A 17,787-nucleotide genomic window follows, 5' to 3' on the forward strand; every position below is an offset into this window, starting at 1 on the left:
AAATTTATACTACTTCTATAGGTGCATAGGCAAGCATAAGTTTCTTTATACCTTGACTTGGAAAAGTTACTGTTATCTCTGTATTTTCTCCTTGTCCTTTTACTTGAACAACCGTTCCTATTCCCCAAGACTTATGGCTTACTTTCGCTCCTGCCTTTATATTCTCACTATCTGAATTCAGATTAGGTTCTTTTTTAGTATTCTCAAATGTATATCCTTTAAAATATTTACTACTTGTACTTGAATTTTGAGTTGCAGTATTTAATTTTTTCTTTTCATTGCAACCATCGATCAAACTTTCCGGTACTTCGCCTATAAACCTTGAAACTGCATTATAATTTGTTTTACCATACAACATACGTATACTTGAATATGTCATATATAGTATTTCTTTGGCTCTTGTTATTCCTACATAACAAAGTCTTCTTTCTTCTTCTAACTCATCATCATCTGTAAATCCTCGTGCTGATGGAAAAAGTCCTTCTTCCATTCCAGTCATAAATACTACAGGAAATTCAAGACCTTTAGCGCTGTGTAAGGTCATTAAAGTTACTGCTTCACCGTTTTCTGTGTCCACTCTATCTATGTCTGAAAGTAATGATATATTAGCAAGAAAATCTTCCAAATTACTTTCTTCATTATTAGCTTCATAATCTATAGCAACAGATAGAAACTCTTCTAAGTTTTCTATTCTACTTCTGGCTTCCACTGTATTCTCTTCTTCAAGCTCTTTTATATATCCAATAGAATCTAATATGTTCTCGATTAAGTCTTTTACTCCTAATATTTCTTTCATAGCTATAAATTTTCCTATAAGAGAAACAAAGCTTTTTAAGTTAGTTATTGCTCTTTGTGAAAGCCCAGGTATTTCTTCTGCATCCAGCATTATACTATATATACTTTCACCTTTCTTAATACTATAATCCTCTACCTTATCTAAAGTCGTTTTTCCTATTCCTCTTTTAGGAACATTTATTATTCTTTTTAAACTTATATTATCTACTGGATTTTGAATAACTCTTAAGTAAGCTATAATATCTTTTATTTCTTTTCTATCGTAGAACTTTAATCCTCCTACAATTTTATATGGTATATTCCCTTTTATTAATGCTTCCTCTAGTACACGAGACTGGGCATTAGTTCTGTAAAGTAAGGCAAAATCCGATAAGCTTTTTTCATCTTCCTCACAGATACTTTTTATTTTATTAACTATAAAGTAAGCTTCGTCGTGTTCGTTATCCCCATTATATATTTTTATTTTGTCTCCTTCTTCATTTTCAGTCCATAAAATCTTATCTTTTCTCTCTAAATTATTTTCTATAACAGAGTTTGCTGCATCAAGTATAGTTTTTGTAGAGCGATAATTTTGTTCTAGTTTTATAACTTTAGCATTAGGATATTCTTCTTCAAAGTCCAATATATTCCTTATGTCAGCTCCTCTCCATTTGTAAATTGACTGGTCAAAATCACCAACCACGCATATATTCTCATGTTGTTTAGCCAATAATTTTATCAACATATATTGTGCTCTATTTGTATCTTGATATTCATCTACTAATACATATTTGAATTTATTTTGATAGTATTCTAGTACATCAGGATTTTGTCTAAAGAGCTCTATAGTTTTATTTATTAAGTCATCAAAGTCTAATGCATTATTTTCTTTTAACTTATTTTGATATAATTCATATAGCTCTCCTTTTTGTCTTTCTCTAAAGTCGCTATAGTTATCATTTATATATTTATCTGGTGATATCAACTTGTCCTTTTGAGATCCTATAAAGTTTAACATTGAATTAGGATCAAATAGTTTTTCGTTCATGTCTTTTTCTTTTAAACAATCTTTTATAAGAGTCTTTTGATCACTAGTATCAAATATAACAAAACTTCTATTGTATCCGATCTTCTCTATATTTCTTCTAAGTATTCTTACACATATAGAGTGAAAAGTTCCTGTCCATATATCGTCTACTCCGTCTACTATAAGTCTGGATATCCTTTCTTTCATTTCACTTGCAGCTTTATTTGTAAATGTAAGTGCTAATATATTATAAGGACTTACTCCTTTTTCCTCGATTAAATATGCTATTCTATAAGTAAGTACTCTTGTCTTTCCACTTCCAGCACCAGCTAATACGAGTATTGGTCCTTCCGTAGCAAGAACAGCTTCTTTTTGTCTTTCGTTCATTCCTGTAAGAAAGCTCATTTTATTTTCCCCTTTCTTCTCATTGTCTACTTATACTATTATATAAGAAAGTATCTCCTTATTAAAGATGATTAGTCAATGATATTAGTAGTGTAACTATATCATATTTTATTCTTATATTTAACAGCCCTATATAAGAAGTTTCTAACTTCTGTAAATGTGAGTAGTTCACCAATTATAAACCTAATTAAAAATGAGCCTCTTTTAATATTAAGAGACTCATTACTTTAATTATAATTATTCTATTAAAACACATATTCTCCTTTTTCTAATAAATCTTTTGTTATATTTATCATTTCATCAAACATAGTTATTATAGTTTTAGATAACTCTTTAGCCTTTTCTACTTGAGAGTAAGCTTCCTTAATATTTTCTCTCTTTATTAAATTAATAACTACTTCTCCTATATTATGCAAGTCTTCATGATAAGAATCAACTTCAGACCATATTTCTAAAATTTGGGGATTTTTAGGACTAACAGAGTGATAAAAATGTCCAAAAGCACATCTATGTCCATCTGTCTGGATAGGTAGAACTTTCACTTCATTTACCATAGATTCTAAAGTCAGAACCCAATTCTTGTGGGCAGTTATAGCAGATTCCACATTTTTGATAAAGTCATCATTGGAAATTCTATACTTATCTTGATTACTAAGCTTTCCACCAACTTTAGCTACACTAGATACCTTATTTTCTATATCTTTAATTCCACTAGATATCTCTTTAATTTTATTAGATACATCTGTTAACTCAGTTGAAGTATTGTTCATTTTTTCTATTATATTAGTTGTATCTCCCATTGCACTACTTATTTCCTCCGTAGCAGAGCTAAGTTCTTGACTTGTATTAGATATAGCATTAATTCCATCTACAGTTTCACTTATTAGTTCATTATTTTTATTAAATATGTATATGAGCTCATCTAATTGAGCTTTAACTGATTCTATTTCATCTACTGATTCTGAAACACTCTTAGAACTATTCTCAGAGGCTATATTTATATCTTCTATATGTATACTAAGACCTTCTAATAGTTTTTTTGTATCTGCTGAAAGCTTCCTCACTTCTTCAGCTACAACATTAAATCCCTTACCATGCTCACCTGCTCTTGCTGCCTCTATAGAAGCATTTAATGCTAGTATATTTATTTGTTCTGATATAGAATCTATATCTTCCATTGTTTTTTTTACATTCTTAGTTATATTGATCAAACTTGAAACATTATCATACATAGTATGTGATATATTTGTTACATATTCAATACTCTCTCCTATAACCTCCGCCATTTCTTTACTTGATGTCACATTATTACTCATCTCTTTAGTTTTATCATTCATAACAGATAAAGAATCTGAAACCTCTATAGAATTATTTTCAAGTTCGGCCATATTTGCAGATATTTCTTCAAAAACTGATGCTAATCCATCAGATATATTACTTATATTTGAAACACCGTCATTTATTTCACTTGAGTAATGTTCTAACTTTACGTCAAAAGTACTAATATCTATGGCTATATCTAATATACTGTGAATAATATACTCTATCTCTTCTTTATTTCCATAAAATTTATGTGATAAATCTATTAATTTTCTTACTATTCTATCTTTTGTATCAATTCTATTAGAATCCTCTAATTTATCTTTTAACATGTCATCTATAATCTCTTCATACTTTCTTTTACTTAGAATCATTTTTATCATTCTCCTTATATCTCTACGTATTTAAGAAATTTTATAATCTCTAATAATTTAGTTTACTCAAGTTTTTCAATATAATATATAAGTTATTTTAACATATTTTATCATTATATTATGTTTTTTTACATATTTCGCATATTTTTTTACTAATAAATTATATTCCCTCATTTAGCTATGTTTAACTATTTTTTTTGTATAGATCAACTATAAATAGTTTTATTTTTCTTTTAATTATCTATATATCTTTTATAAAAGTTACAAAAAATAATGGCTAGTCAATTAATCGGTTGATTAGCCATTATTTTTTATATCATAATTATGTTTTTTTATATTATTAATTAAGTTTCATATTATTAATCCAATGGTTTCGAAACCTCTAACCCTGATTTTTCATATTCTGCCCAAGACCCATCATAATTTTTAACATTTTCATATCCCAATAATTCTCTTAATACGAAAACTGTATGTGCCGATTTCACTCCAGATTGACAGAAAGGTAATATAGCTTCTTTATCTTTTGTTATTCCTTTTTCCCCATATAGTTTTTCAAGTTCTTCCGCACTTTTAAATGTACCATCTTCATTTAATACTTGTGTCCATTCTATCCATACTGATTTTGGAATAGATCCATCCTTAACTTCTTTCTCCGAACGTGAATCTAAAGGTATTACATTTTTATTATCTGAATTTTTCTTAATAAAATCTAAATCAGCAACATAATCTTTGTTAGGTTCTTGTGCTTTATATTGTGTTGCTTCTTTTTCATCAGATAAAGCTTTTGTTTCAAATCCTGCTTTTTTCCAAGCATCTACTCCACCCTCTAATATTTTTACATTTTCATGGCCATATACTTTCATAGTCCACCATAAACGTGAAGCCCATAATCCGTTATCAGCATCATAAATAACTACAGTATCATCATTTTTAATTCCTGCTTTACTTAAAACTTCTTCTATTTTTTCTCTATTAACCATCATTTTAGAGACACCATTTACTTCTGTCATAATATCATCTCTTTTGATTTTAACTGCTCCCGGTATGTATCCCCCTGGAAGTTTACCATCTCTTAGGTCTATTATAACAGCTTCTTTTAGGTCTTTTAGTTCTTTAGCCGTTATAATACTTTCTGGTTTAGCATACCCTTTTTGATTTTTTTCTTGTTTATTATCTTCTTTTTTACTAGCACTTGTTGTATCTTCAGTAGTTTTTTCTTGATTAGTTTGATTTGTTTCTGTTTTTTTAGAACATCCAACTGTAGCTACTGTTAAAGACAAAGCTAGTACTCCAATTAATGCTATTTTTTTACTTAACATTATTACTCCCCCTTATACTGTACATCAAAATTTTATCTAAAAGCTTTTATTTAGCTTTCATACAATTTAAACATCAATATTCTTTTTCTTCTTAAGCCACCCTGGTATAAGTGAAACTATAACAAACAGTACTGCACCAGCTCCTAAATATGCAAAAGTCTTTCCTGTGTTTCCTTCTCCACTTGCTAATGCCCCACTCATAAATGTAATTGCTATAGTTCCAGGTAACATACATATCCAAGAAACCAATATATACGTTGATAGTTTAATATCTGTTAGCCCGTACACATAATTTTGAACATTAAACGGAAATATAGGTACTAACCTTGTTATCATTAACATTCTCCAGCCCTGCTGTTTTACTCCATCATCTATTCTTTTAAGATTTTTATTCTTTTCAATCAATCCTTCAACCATATCTCTAGCTGTATATCTTCCTACTATGAATGCCATTGTTGCACCTATCGTTGATCCTATTGAAGCCCAAACTGCTCCCCATAAAGAACCAAAAGCTAACCCAGCTAATATCCCTATTGGTAAACCTGGTAAAAAGAAAATACAAGCAATAACATACAGCCCTATGTATACAATAGGTCCAAGTATACCAAAGTCATTTATCCAATTTTTAAGATTTTGAATATTCTTAATACTTATATATTCAAACAATCCAAAATGCCTCATAAGTAAAATGATAGCGGTTATAATTGCTATTATGATTCCTATCTTTAAATAGTTTTTTTTCTTATTTTTAATTTCACTATTTTTTGTATCTTCCACTTTACCCCTCCTTTTTTTAGTTAATAGATAATCGTTATCCTAGTACTTTTGAAATTAAGCTTTTATTTTCAAGTATAATCTCCATAACCATTTCACATATATCCCCTGTAACTTTAGTACATCTTTCCTTATGTTCTTTGGAACCAAATTTGTAATCTTTTATAAGGACTCTACAGCAAGCACTACCATACTTCTCTCTAAACTTATCATGCAACTGTTGTGATAACTTCATCACTTTTCTATTACCGCCCCCTGGTTTCTTTCTTCCGTATACGAGTCCTAGGGCAGTTTGTCCACCAGTTAAAGCACCGCAACTACATCCTGCACCTCCCATTCCAACAGGAAATCCTGATGTAAGTCTCACATACTCCTCTGGCATTCCGCACTCTAATACTTTATTAACCGAAGCCAATATAGCCTCAGAACATAAGTATTCTTCTTTTCTGTAGTAACCTTCAGCTAGTTCTCTAGCTTTCTTCATAAGTTCCTTGTCTTTTTCCTTCAATGAACTCACTCCCCCAAATTTTCATAACATATTGATGATCTACACTATACAATTTCACTTATAACGTATATAAAATATATGATTGTACTATATAAAACATTTAGATTTTGATAAGTTACATAAAAATAGAACAAACAAGAATATAAAATTAAGAAAGATTTTTTTAAGATATAACAATTTATGTGTTTTATTATATCCATATATAAATTTTCTTAAAGTCTCTTACATCCTGTCTAGTTAACTACCACCACTTATAGAAGTGAATGGCTTCCTAGTCAATATCTCTAACCAGACAAGTCCACATGGGCTCTAAAAGTCGCACCACCTCGAAATATAGTACAATAGCTTCTGCATTGATATATATGCTTGGTTTTCGCTATACTACTAGGCAAGTATTGAATATTTTACACTATAGAACATTTCCTATAGCAACTCAATATATTCAGTTTTTGGTTGTTCTTAAAATCATTATATCCTAATTTAGTAATTTCATCTAGCATTTACCAAATTACTGCTATGAATCTTCTACTATAGAAGAAGAAGGATTCTACACAGTCTATTAAAATATACATTAATCTAATATGAATTTGAAATAATTTATTTCTATATATTTTTAGTTTTATATAATTTTTTTCTATATAAAATTCACTAAAATTTATAATAAGTTGCATAAAAATAAATATCTGTTTAACTTTATTTAAATATACTATTTATATTTCTTTTAGTTTTATATCTATTTTTCCAACTTGTAATAGGTGTACTTGGTATTCCTGGAAATTGAGAATCAGATGTCCATGTATTATTGAACACTAAATCTAAAATATGAACTGCCTTTTTATCACCTTTAGCCATAGCTTCTCTACAAGCAGCACAATAAGTTACCATATAATCTGACTTTACTTCTTCGGTTCTTCTTTTCATAACTTTTAAAGCTAATTGTGGATTCGCAGGTACTACCATTCCCCCAAATCCACAACATCTTGTATTTTCTCTACTATGTAGTGTTTCTTCTATTTCATATCCTAATTCCTTCATTATCCATCTTACTCCATCTTGTATAGAAGATACATTTCTAGTAGAACATGAATCATGTATAGCAAAAACAATATTACTATCTTTTCCAATACCTATAGACTCTTTTGGTAATCCTATTGCAGGAAGCAGTTGCCAAAGAGAAGTTACTTTTAAATTTGTACTATATTTATTCATATTCGTATAACATGATTGACAGGCAACTATTATCTCCTCTACTTCCATTTGTTCAAATTCTTTTTGTAATTTTTCATGTCTTTCTTTAAACTTATCTACTTGTCCTATATCTAGTGTTGGTTTTCCACAACAATTTAAAATTCCACCTGTTCCTGGCAGTTTTTCTTGCAAATATATCAACACTTTTTTTACTAACTCGGGACTATATGATGATAAACTGCATCCTGGGAAAAATACTTTTTTAATTTTATTATTTCTATTCATGTTTCCCTTCCTCTCTTTGTTTATTAAGTTTTCCTGTAGTAAACATTTTTGAGAAGCTTAATAATTGATGCATTTCTATTGCACTATGACCTTTCATAGGTGACTTACCATTATTGTCTTTTACAAAAGCTTGTCTCATTTCCATAAATTTATCTTGTATTTCTAAATTTTTAGGACATACTATTGTACATTGATTACACATATTACATGAATATGGTATTGCAGGATCTATTGTTTCTGTTTCTAATACTTTTTGAAATAAATCCTTAGGACTATTACAGTATTCTTCTAGCATTAAACATTCTTTTACACAAAGTCTACAACCAGAACAACTTTCTGATATTTCTTTTATCTTGTCCATTAAATCTTTACTAAAGTTAGTTTTTTTCATTTAAATGCCTCCTAACTGTGTAGGTAGTCTTTTAAAAGATTATTCATAAAATCTATATCTAGATATTCTTTTATTTTTTCAAAAGTATCCATATTTTTTATATCTTTATCTGGATTTTGATATTCTAAATATGCATAAGCACACCATGATAATGCTCTTAAGTAAAGATATGGAGTATATAAATTAACTCTTTCTCTTATATCATTATCTTTACATTTAACATACTTAGTATAAACTTTAAAAAAGTCTTCTTTTTCTTCTCTATTTAAAATATAATTTCCTTTCCATAAAGTAGTAGTTGGAGCTAAAAATTGAGTTAAATCCTGACATGGATCACTTATAACTGGCTTTTCCCAATCTATCAGATAGCTTTTTTTATCAGATATTATAAAATTATGTGAATTAACTTCTGTGTTATTTATAACATGCCATTTATTTTCTATAAAATATTTTTCCTTATTTTTATTCTTTTCAGCCCAATCTAAAAAATTATGAAACATTTTTTTTACTTCCAATGATAATTTATTTGATTGTAAAACATTGCTTAAGAGTTTTTTACTTTCCTTTATTCTTTCACTAAATATATTTTCCTCTATTAAAAAATGTTTTGTATTAACTTCTTCTAAATCTAAAGAGTGAATCTTAGCAAATATCTTAGCTGCATTATTTACGTTCTTTTTATAATTTAAAGGCTTTCCTTCGAGAAACTCCATAATGAGTATCCCATAATCAAAAAAGCCTTTGGAATCATCTACAAAGAATACTTTCGGCGTTACTCCAGATGTTTCAAGAGCTTTTAGAGAATCATACTCATATTTTATTTGATTTTCTATTCCCAATTGACTACCAGTATTCACCCTAAAAACATATTTTTCATTCTTAGAATCTATTAAAAAGTTAATATTATATTCTCCTTGAGCTAAAAAATTAACTGTATATTCATTATCTAAAAAAGCACTATACATTAAATATTCAGATATTTCGTTTAGTAGATCATCTTTTAACATAACAAACATCACTCCAACTTTCTTTTAAATATTCAATAGTATTTATTGGACTAACATCTCTTTTAAATTCATTATTTTTTATACTATTTTTAAAATAAATAATATCCTCTTTCGTATCAATATCTCTATGTTTAGTAACTAGTCCAACTTTTAGAAAAAGCTCATTAGCTATATCTAATGTATTTTCAAGTACAGATTTTTCTCCCCATTTTAAATTACTTGAAAATACTCTAGTATGGAGTGTCTTCATTCCTATAAGATAATATCCTCCATCAAACGTAGGACCTAAACATATATCACTTTTATCTAAAATATGAAATGAATTGTATATATCTTTCGGCTGTATATCAGGTACATCACTACCTATTAGACTTACCTTTTCATATCCTTTATCAAATATATATTCAAAAGCATTTTTCATTCTATCTCCAAGTGTATCTCCTATCTGTGGAAAAACTTTGATATTATTTGGAGTTATATCCTTTATAACTTCAAAAGAATCTTCAGGTGTAAAAGTTAAATATATATCTATATCTTTTTTTATTATATTACAAATATTAAACAGGTCTTTAAGAAAACAAGTGTGTATCTCTGCACACTGTTGACCTGTAAATATATCCATTAGTCTTGTTTTTGTCTTACCAGGAATAGGTATTCTAGTCATTATTATTAAAGCATCCACTATCTTGCCTCCCTATACATGCTATTGAGAGTTTTAGGACTAACTCCTAGTAAATACATTATCTTTATTTTATGCATTAATAGTAAAGTTCTTAGCTGTCCACCTGATTTAAAACGCCTACCAGATGTTCCAATTTTAGTAGATAACATTTTCAGCTTTGTAACTTTATTTAATCTTTTAGAAAATTCCCAATCTTCCATAATTTCTATTTCTTTAAATCCATCTATTTTATTAAATAATTTCTTTTTTATAAAAATTCCCTGATCTCCAAAGTAAAGTCCCAAGTACTTAGCTCTTAAGTTAGATGTCACTGATACAAATCTCATAAATGCAGTATCATAATCATAAAAATAAATAGGAAAGCCACCAGCACAATATCCTTCTTCCATGCAATTTCGTATACTTATTAAAGAATTTTCTTCTAGTTTAGAATCTGAGTGTATAAACCACAATATATCTCCTTTAGCAACTTTAGCACCAGCATTCATTTGCTTTCCTCTACCTTTTTCGCTATTTATTACTATAGCATATTTTGAAGCTATTTTAACCGTACTATCTGTACTACCCCCATCTACTACAATTATCTCTTTATCCCCTTTTAGTCTTTGTATCTGTGTTAATGTATTCTCTATACTTTTTTCTTCATTAAGTAAAGGTAATATAATGGAAATCAATGTTCTCCACCTTTCTAAGCTTCATAAAATATAGCTTTATCAAAGTCTATACACACTTCAACTTCGTCACCTTCACTAAAATGTATATTAGAATTAGATATACATTTTAGTTCAGTATCATCCACTATAACTGTATAGTATAGTCTATCACCAGCATATCTCTTCGTATTTATGGTTCCTATAATATTTGAAATTCCTTCTCTCTTTTTAATATTTACATCTTCAGGCTTTATCATTAACTTACCTTCACAGCATTTATCTAATGACATTTCAGCAGTAAATATAGAAGACTTGAATATTCCATTCTTGACTACACCATCTATATAATTTTTATCACCAAAGAAGTTAGCAACCTCAGGAGATACTGGTTTCTCATATAATTCTGTAGGACTCCCAAATTGATTTATCTTTCCATCAAGCATAATTGCTATTTTATCTGACATCATTAATGCTTCTTCCTTGTCATGAGTTACTAATATAGTTGTAATTTTAAGTCTTTTTTGTATATCTAATATAAAAAGCCTCATATCTTCCCTAAGCCTCATGTCTAAGTTAGAAAATGGTTCATCAAGTAACAAAACTTTAGGCTCTACAGCCAATGCTCTCGCTAAAGCTATTCTTTGTTTTTGTCCTCCTGATAATTCACTTATTTTCTTCTTTTCAAATCTACTTAATCTTACTAGTTCTAACATTTCCTTTGTCTTTAAGCTTATCTGTTTTTTATCTATCTTTCTCATTTTAAGTCCAAATCCTATATTTTCTTCTACATTTAAGTGTGGAAATAATAAATAGTCTTGAAATACTATTGTTATATTTCGCTGTTCAACTGGAGTATTTAAAATAGACTTACCATTAACTAGCACGTCTCCTTCATCAGTATCCAAAAGTCCTGATATGATTTTAAGGGTAGTTGTTTTTCCACACCCTGAAGGACCTAATAGAGAAACTAGTTCCCCTTCTTCTACTGTTAAGTTTACATTATCTAAGATCTTCTTATTATCAAATAATTTCACAATATTTTTAAGTTCAACTTTAGACATGTACAACGTCTCCTTATCTTTTATTTAGATTTAATAATCTAATCTATGATCTAGGGTCATTAAGGTTATATAATACAAATATAGTAATATAACTACTCATATAAAAGTATGACTTTCATCATGTAACTTAATAATTAATTCCAGTATTCATAACTTTATAAATAGAAAATAAGAATTATATAGGACTGAGATTAATCTTACAAATTTTAATTTGATAAAAAAATTCCATCTGAATTAAGTTTCATTTTATCTTCATAATAATGCCTTAAAAATCTCTCAATTAAATATAAAAGAATTAAAGTAGTTATTATAAAAACAATACTATATACAGAAGCTATTGTTCTATCTCCACTTTGTATATATGGAAACATAACCATAGAAAATGTTACTACTTTACCCCCTCCAATTAAAAAGGTTAAGAAATACTGACTAAAAGATACTATAAAAACTAAACTACTACTAACAATAAGTCCTGGCGATATAAGAGGAAGTGTTATATTTGTAAAAGTCTGAAAACTACTAGCTCCTAATACCTTAGCTTGAACTTCCATAGACTCTCCTAAAAGTTCAAATGTATCTTTAAGTATCTTAACTCCATAAGGAATACAAGGTATTATATGAACTAATACGACTCCCATAAAAGTATTAGCTAGTCCAAGTTTTATAAAAGTAACATGTATTCCCATAGCTACTGCAACAGTAGGTACTATTATGGGAGAAAGTATAAGTATTTCAATAGCCTTTTTTCCTCTAAATTTATAAAAACCTAATGCTTTTCCAGCAGGAATACTAATCAAAACAGTTATTAAAGTCGTAACCATTGATAAGCATATACTAAATCCTAATATTTTAAATGACTTACTAGTTGGATCTAAAAAATACTTCCATCCTCTTAATCCCAGTGAACTAGGTACAATATTTGGCCAGGGCCAATTCTTAGCAAAGCTCCAAACTACTAGAATAATTAAAGGAGCTATAAAAATAAATATCATTATATATAAAATGAAATTAGATAAACTTAATTTTCTATTTTTCATATACTCACCTATTATATTTAGAAATAACCTTAAAGGCTTTATTATAACCCCAAACTAATATCAATGATACAAAGGTTAATATCATATTTATAACCATAGTATAAGGTCTGTGTTTTAGATCTGGATTACTATATTCAATATATGCTTTTACCGGTAATGCTTTTGGATTAGTAGGTCCTAGTAAGAACGGTACTTCAAATGCTCCAAATGAAAATGCAAATACCAGTATAAATGAAGTTACTATAGATGGCATAATAAGAGGAAGTGTAACTTTAAAGAATACTTGCCTCCTATTAGCTCCTAATGTTTTTGCTACATCTGAAAATTTATTATTCATATTGTTAAGAACGCTATAAACTACCATTCCAATAAAAGGAATCTCTTTCCATAGATAAGTTATAATTATTCCTATACCATTTTTCTCAAACAATAATGATGGAAAATGATTTTGTGATGAAACAAATCCTAGACTATAAAATATTCTAGATATAATTCCACTTTGAGATAATAAATTGTACACGAGTAATACTGCTACTATATGAGGTACAATTATTGGGACTTTAAACACTATATCTTCTACACCTTTTTTCTCTTTTTTTCTATATATTAGATAAGCCAAAGCAACTCCTAATATTACCGAAAGTGCAGAAGATATAAATGATATATATATACTAAATATAAGCGATGATAAAAAATCTTTACTCATCATTACTTCTTTATAGTACTTAAGGGTAAAGTCTTTAAGTCCTACTATAGGAAAATATCCTATACTTTGTAAAAACCCCATAACAATTCCTGTTACAAATATTCCTAATATAACTATCATTACTGGTGTAAGTAGAATATAAGGCTTCAGTTTGTACTTATATTTCACATTTATCCCCTTTCTTACTTATTAGGAATACTTTCCATCCATATTTTCTCTATTATAGGAATTAAATTAGCAGGCATTTCAGGTAATCTATGATCAAGAAGTTCTTCTTGACTAAGTGCTGCATCTCCTATACTGCTTCTAACTTTTTCAAATTTCTTCTTTTCTTTTTCATTTAACTTATCACTGTCTAAAACTGGTTGTCCTCCTCCATGTTTAGGCTCATATTTTGAAGCTTGCATATCCACACTTAGTATATAGTTGATTACAGCTAATGCACCTTCTTTATTCGGAGAATTAAATGGTATAGCTAAAAAATTAGTATTTCCTATAGTTCCTTTGTCAAATACAAAAGTCCTTGTAGATTCAGTAAATTCTCCCGTCTTTATTTTTGAAGCTGCAAAGTTAGGTGCATATGACATAGTCATTAAAACCTCATTATCACCATACATATTATCAAGTAATGTACTTTCTGCTGGATATGTTTCTCCTTTTTTCCATAGATAAGGCTTTAACTCTTTTAAATAATCTATAGCAGGTTGTATTGCCTTTCTAACCGTGTCTTCATCTGCCTTCATGTCCATAAACTGTTCATGTCCAACAATATCATATATAATATTTCTTACAAATGCACTTCCTGTAAAATCAGGTGGCGCAGGGTAAGTAAACTTTCCAGGATTATTTTTTGCAAATTCCATAAGCTCTTTATGATCTTTAGGTACTGCTTGAGTTTTCATCTTATCATATATCATTACGAATTGTGCTTTCCCATAAGGTGATTCATATCCTTCCACAGGAAATCCAAAATCAAATTTAGTTTCTACATCGTCCTTATCTATGTATTTTTTAAAATTAGGTAGCTTGTCTGAAAATGGTCCATACAACAGCTCATTCTCTCTAGCTGTAAAAAAATTCTCCCCATTAATCCATACTATATCTATACTTCCGTCTTTAACATTTAACTGCTTTTCATTTAAAAGTTTACTTAGAATTTCATCTATATTCATTCCAACCCTATTTAATGTTATATCATACTTTTCCTTTAGTTTCTTAGAAAGATGATTATCTATCCATCCATTAAGTAATTGATCTCCTCCCCAACCGTAAAAGTTAACAGTGGTTCCTTTAGCTTTACTTAATACATCTTCCCATTTATCAATCGAAACATCATCCTTTGTTTGAGAAGTTTTGCCACAGCTTATTATTCCTAATGATAAAGTAATAATCATTAAGACACAAATTAATTTCTTCATTTCTTTATCCTCCTATTCCTCATATTTATCGTTTTTACAACATTTTCACATATATTATAAGTGTTGCATACATTTTTTTCAAATTATTTTATAACCGTCCTTAAAGCTACAATCTTTGACAAAATAAAAATTTTGTTGTATCATTGTATGCATAAATTTCAGCAAAATACATAATTTTCTAATTATATAAAAAGGAGTATTTTTTATGATAAAAAAGAAAATCTTATTTGACTGTGATAATACCATGGGTTTAAACGGAAAAGATGTAGATGATGGATTAACACTACTATATCTGTTAGGTAGAAGCGATATAGAAATTATAGGAGTAACTACAACTTTTGGCAATAGCACAATAGATGATGTATATAGAAATTCTATCGATATGTTTAATGATATAGGAATAAACTATATTCCACTTTTAAAAGGAGCTAAAGATACATCAGATAGGCAAAGCGAAGCTTCTGATTTTTTAGTTGAAATGGTGAATAAGTATCCAAATCAGATAACCTTACTTGGAACTGGATCTCTTACTAACCTATATGGTGCCTATGAAAAAGATAATAATTTTTTTGAAAAGTTAGAACAAATAGTATTAATGGGTGGATTAACTCGTCCCTTAGTAATAAATAATCAAATTTTAGATGAATTAAATTTTTCGTGTGATCCTGAAGCCACATATAATGTATTAAGTTCTAATTGTAAGACAACTGTATTAACTGGACATATTTGTTTACAGGCTTTTTTTGGTAAAAAAGAGTATGATAGACTAATGAACAGTAACTCTATAGAATGCTATAAATATATTAAAAATAAATCTTATAAATGGTATGAGTTCTTTATGAATTGGTTCAATATAGATGGATTTTTTAATTGGGATATAGTTGCTTCTATGTATATAACAAATCCTGAGCTATTTGATGACAATATATTAAATATAGTTTCTAGTGTTAAAGATTTAGAAACAGGTTTTTTAAAAGTTAATAACTCGTCCAATGAAGGATATAAAGTAAATATACCTACATGCATTAAAGATATTAACTTATTTAACGAAATAATATTTAAATCTTGGGAAAATGTAAAATTTTCAAAATAATAAAATCCCCTAATTTACCTTAAGGGATTTTGTTATTTTATTTCTTGTATTTTTTGTACCCAAGTCTATCAAGCCCTATATTATATCCCTCTGCTCCATAGTTTAATACTCTATTAACTCTACTTATTGTAGCTGTACTTGCTCCTGTTTCTTCTTCTATTTCATTATAAGTTTTTTCTAATCTTAGTAGCTTTGCCACTTGTAATCTTTGAGTAATAGACTTTATTTCTTTAATTGTACATATATCTTCAAAGAATCTATAGCATTCTTCTATAGTTTCAAGTTTAAGAATTGCTTCGAATAATTCATCTGTATGTTTATCTTTGATCCTTGAATGATGATGCTCCATAATATAGTTCACTCCTCAATCTTATTATTTATATTATTAAATAATATCTACTATTAAATCACTAATTTTAAATTAACTAAACATTTAATGAATGTTTATAAAATAGTCGCAATTATATTTTAATATTAATACTTGTCAGTTGCAATACTTTAAATAACTAAAGTAAAGTTTCTAATATTTGCATAACTATATTCCTTGTAACTTAACCTTTCCAACTTGTCTCAGATCAATATATAATCTTACTCCATTTTCTTTTAAAAGTATGCCTTGTAAAGTTATTTTTTCATGTGTTAAGTCTTGAATTTCTTTTTCATTATAATCATCCACATTTATAGGTATATCTTTTGGAACCCTAATATCTATGTTACCAGTATCATTTTTAAATTCATATATACCTAAACTATCTATATCATTCATTTGTGATTTAATATTTCCCTTACCAGCTTTAGCTATAAGTTTTTTAACTTCACTAGTAAATATATTTATATCTCCTATTTCTGATTTTGCAGTAATATCCTTTATTTTACCTTCTAAGTTGATATTTCCTGTAGAAGTAGATAATATAATCGACTCTGAGTTTTTAGTAAATATATTAATATCTCCTACATTAGTTTTTATTTCTCCTTTTTGTATATCACTTAAAATATCTATGTTTCCAACTTCAGAATCTATATAGATATTTCTAATCTTACTTGGAACTTGTATATCAACTATACTATTAATATTACGTATTCCTGGTAAGTCAGTTTTCTTTGTAGAATTCATTTCTATAGTATCTTTATTATTTCGTACATCATGCTTTAAATAACTTAACATTTTTTCTATAGTATTATCATCTTTTCCCTCTACAGTAGTTTTAATCCTTATTTTCATTTTGTCATCTTTACTTTTCGTTATATTAATATCTCCAAGATACATTCTGACTTTTAATTCTGTTTGATCACTAATAGATATTTCTTTTTCATCTATATCTTCTTTTAATATAGTATTTTTAGACACACCTTTACAACTAACAAGTACTAAGGCTATAATTGTCATTATTATACTTATACATATGATTCTGAGAAAATGTAATTTTGATTTCATGAGCATCATCCCTTACTGTTTATATTAATAATATTTGAAAACAGTCATTTCTAAGTTATGTAAATTGTTTTTATTGAATTATCTTAAATTATATGTTTTTATACTCATTCAAGTCAATCTATTTTCCCTTTTTTATACAAAAAATCAAAAAACCCCTTATTATAAGGGGTTTTTTGAGATCACGTTGTTACACAAATTTATATTAACTTTAATTATATACGTTGTTACACAAATACTAAAATAATTCGTTATTAATCTATTTTAACTAGAATAAGCCTACTATTTCTCCGTTTGGAAGAACATCCATTCTATTTGCAGCTGGTACTTTTG

Annotated in this window: 17 protein-coding genes; 1 reads left to right on the plus strand and 16 read right to left on the minus strand. The window is 28.1% G+C overall.

The genetic code is table 11. The annotated features are described in order from the left end of the window. Positions 1–4: 4 nt before the first annotated feature. From pcrA to CLPU_RS14715, 14 genes are all read right to left on the minus strand, one after another. Complete coding sequence (pcrA, locus tag CLPU_RS14650; protein ID WP_050378599.1) at positions 5–2,206, minus strand: DNA helicase PcrA; 2,202 nt, start codon at positions 2,204–2,206, stop codon at positions 5–7. A gap of 245 nt (positions 2,207–2,451) precedes the next feature. After that, positions 2,452–3,900, minus strand: coding sequence for a methyl-accepting chemotaxis protein (locus CLPU_RS14655; RefSeq protein WP_050378601.1), 1,449 nt, complete (start codon positions 3,898–3,900; stop codon positions 2,452–2,454). A 359-nt stretch (positions 3,901–4,259) separates the two neighbouring features. Then, a complete protein-coding gene (locus CLPU_RS14660) occupies positions 4,260–5,219 on the minus strand; it encodes a sulfurtransferase (protein WP_050378603.1) in 960 nt (319 codons plus the stop codon). A 66-nt stretch (positions 5,220–5,285) separates the two neighbouring features. Next, positions 5,286–5,996, minus strand: a complete 711-nt coding sequence (locus CLPU_RS14665; RefSeq protein WP_200898610.1) for a TVP38/TMEM64 family protein — start codon at positions 5,994–5,996, stop codon at positions 5,286–5,288. 34 nt (positions 5,997–6,030) lie between these two features. Then, positions 6,031–6,501, minus strand: coding sequence for a C-GCAxxG-C-C family protein (locus CLPU_RS14670; RefSeq protein ID WP_200898611.1), 471 nt, complete (start codon positions 6,499–6,501; stop codon positions 6,031–6,033). A 693-nt stretch (positions 6,502–7,194) separates the two neighbouring features. Continuing rightward, positions 7,195–7,974 (minus strand): heterodisulfide reductase-related iron-sulfur binding cluster, encoded by a 780-nt coding sequence (locus tag CLPU_RS14675; RefSeq protein ID WP_050378605.1) that lies wholly within the window; start codon positions 7,972–7,974, stop codon positions 7,195–7,197. Continuing rightward, positions 7,967–8,365, minus strand: a complete 399-nt coding sequence (locus CLPU_RS17755; RefSeq protein ID WP_050378607.1) for a 4Fe-4S dicluster domain-containing protein — start codon at positions 8,363–8,365, stop codon at positions 7,967–7,969. Before CLPU_RS17755 ends, CLPU_RS14675 begins: the two co-directional genes overlap by 8 nt. A gap of 11 nt (positions 8,366–8,376) precedes the next feature. Then, positions 8,377–9,372 (minus strand): phosphotransferase, encoded by a 996-nt coding sequence (locus CLPU_RS14685; protein WP_050378610.1) that lies wholly within the window; start codon positions 9,370–9,372, stop codon positions 8,377–8,379. Then, positions 9,359–10,054 (minus strand): TIGR04282 family arsenosugar biosynthesis glycosyltransferase, encoded by a 696-nt coding sequence (locus CLPU_RS14690; protein ID WP_050378614.1) that lies wholly within the window; start codon positions 10,052–10,054, stop codon positions 9,359–9,361. The genes CLPU_RS14685 and CLPU_RS14690 overlap by 14 nt, the downstream gene beginning before the upstream one ends. Then, the gene (locus CLPU_RS14695; protein ID WP_050378616.1) at positions 10,054–10,728 is read right to left on the minus strand and encodes a TIGR04283 family arsenosugar biosynthesis glycosyltransferase; all 675 of its coding nucleotides are present in this window, start codon (positions 10,726–10,728) and stop codon (positions 10,054–10,056) included. Before CLPU_RS14695 ends, CLPU_RS14690 begins: the two co-directional genes overlap by 1 nt. A gap of 14 nt (positions 10,729–10,742) precedes the next feature. Next, positions 10,743–11,768 (minus strand): ABC transporter ATP-binding protein, encoded by a 1,026-nt coding sequence (locus CLPU_RS14700; protein ID WP_050378618.1) that lies wholly within the window; start codon positions 11,766–11,768, stop codon positions 10,743–10,745. A gap of 206 nt (positions 11,769–11,974) precedes the next feature. Further along, positions 11,975–12,805, minus strand: a complete 831-nt coding sequence (locus CLPU_RS14705) for an ABC transporter permease (protein WP_050378620.1) — start codon at positions 12,803–12,805, stop codon at positions 11,975–11,977. A 4-nt stretch (positions 12,806–12,809) separates the two neighbouring features. After that, positions 12,810–13,679: an ABC transporter permease gene (locus tag CLPU_RS14710; protein ID WP_200898612.1), complete on the minus strand. Its 870-nt coding sequence runs from the start codon at positions 13,677–13,679 to the stop codon at positions 12,810–12,812. A gap of 14 nt (positions 13,680–13,693) precedes the next feature. Continuing rightward, positions 13,694–14,929 carry an ABC transporter substrate-binding protein gene (locus tag CLPU_RS14715; protein WP_050378621.1) on the minus strand — a complete coding sequence of 412 codons (1,236 nt, stop codon included), beginning with the start codon at positions 14,927–14,929 and terminating at the stop codon, positions 13,694–13,696. 205 nt (positions 14,930–15,134) lie between these two features. Between CLPU_RS14715 and CLPU_RS14720 the strand changes: the two genes are divergently transcribed. After that, a complete protein-coding gene (locus CLPU_RS14720) occupies positions 15,135–16,022 on the plus strand; it encodes a nucleoside hydrolase (protein WP_050378622.1) in 888 nt (295 codons plus the stop codon). Between the two features lie 37 nt (positions 16,023–16,059). Here the strand turns inward: CLPU_RS14720 and CLPU_RS14725 are convergent, their stop codons facing one another. Both CLPU_RS14725 and CLPU_RS14730 read right to left on the minus strand, forming a co-directional pair. Then, the gene (locus CLPU_RS14725) at positions 16,060–16,371 is read right to left on the minus strand and encodes a YerC/YecD family TrpR-related protein (RefSeq protein ID WP_050378623.1); all 312 of its coding nucleotides are present in this window, start codon (positions 16,369–16,371) and stop codon (positions 16,060–16,062) included. A 186-nt stretch (positions 16,372–16,557) separates the two neighbouring features. After that, positions 16,558–17,457, minus strand: coding sequence for a DUF4097 family beta strand repeat-containing protein (locus CLPU_RS14730; protein ID WP_050378624.1), 900 nt, complete (start codon positions 17,455–17,457; stop codon positions 16,558–16,560). Between the last annotated feature and the right edge of the window lie 330 nt (positions 17,458–17,787).

The sequence above is a fragment of the Gottschalkia purinilytica genome (genome assembly GCF_001190785.1).
Taxonomy (GTDB): domain Bacteria; phylum Bacillota; class Clostridia; order Tissierellales; family Gottschalkiaceae; genus Gottschalkia_A; species Gottschalkia_A purinilytica.

Excerpts from the sequence above, each read along its gene's own strand:
- pcrA (WP_050378599.1), bottom strand. The coding sequence starts at position 2,206 with ATGAGCTTTCTTACAGGAATGAACGAAAGACAAAAAGAAGCTGTTCTT.
- CLPU_RS14715 (WP_050378621.1), bottom strand. The coding sequence starts at position 14,929 with ATGAAGAAATTAATTTGTGTCTTAATGATTATTACTTTATCATTAGGA.
- CLPU_RS17755 (WP_050378607.1), bottom strand. The coding sequence starts at position 8,365 with ATGAAAAAAACTAACTTTAGTAAAGATTTAATGGACAAGATAAAAGAA.
- CLPU_RS14685 (WP_050378610.1), bottom strand. The coding sequence starts at position 9,372 with ATGTTAAAAGATGATCTACTAAACGAAATATCTGAATATTTAATGTAT.
- CLPU_RS14700 (WP_050378618.1), bottom strand. The coding sequence starts at position 11,768 with ATGTCTAAAGTTGAACTTAAAAATATTGTGAAATTATTTGATAATAAG.
- CLPU_RS14725 (WP_050378623.1), bottom strand. The coding sequence starts at position 16,371 with ATGGAGCATCATCATTCAAGGATCAAAGATAAACATACAGATGAATTA.
- CLPU_RS14675 (WP_050378605.1), bottom strand. The coding sequence starts at position 7,974 with ATGAATAGAAATAATAAAATTAAAAAAGTATTTTTCCCAGGATGCAGT.
- CLPU_RS14655 (WP_050378601.1), bottom strand. The coding sequence starts at position 3,900 with ATGATTCTAAGTAAAAGAAAGTATGAAGAGATTATAGATGACATGTTA.
- CLPU_RS14730 (WP_050378624.1), bottom strand. The coding sequence starts at position 17,457 with ATGAAATCAAAATTACATTTTCTCAGAATCATATGTATAAGTATAATA.
- CLPU_RS14705 (WP_050378620.1), bottom strand. The coding sequence starts at position 12,805 with ATGAAAAATAGAAAATTAAGTTTATCTAATTTCATTTTATATATAATG.
- CLPU_RS14720 (WP_050378622.1), top strand. The coding sequence starts at position 15,135 with ATGATAAAAAAGAAAATCTTATTTGACTGTGATAATACCATGGGTTTA.
- CLPU_RS14660 (WP_050378603.1), bottom strand. The coding sequence starts at position 5,219 with ATGTTAAGTAAAAAAATAGCATTAATTGGAGTACTAGCTTTGTCTTTA.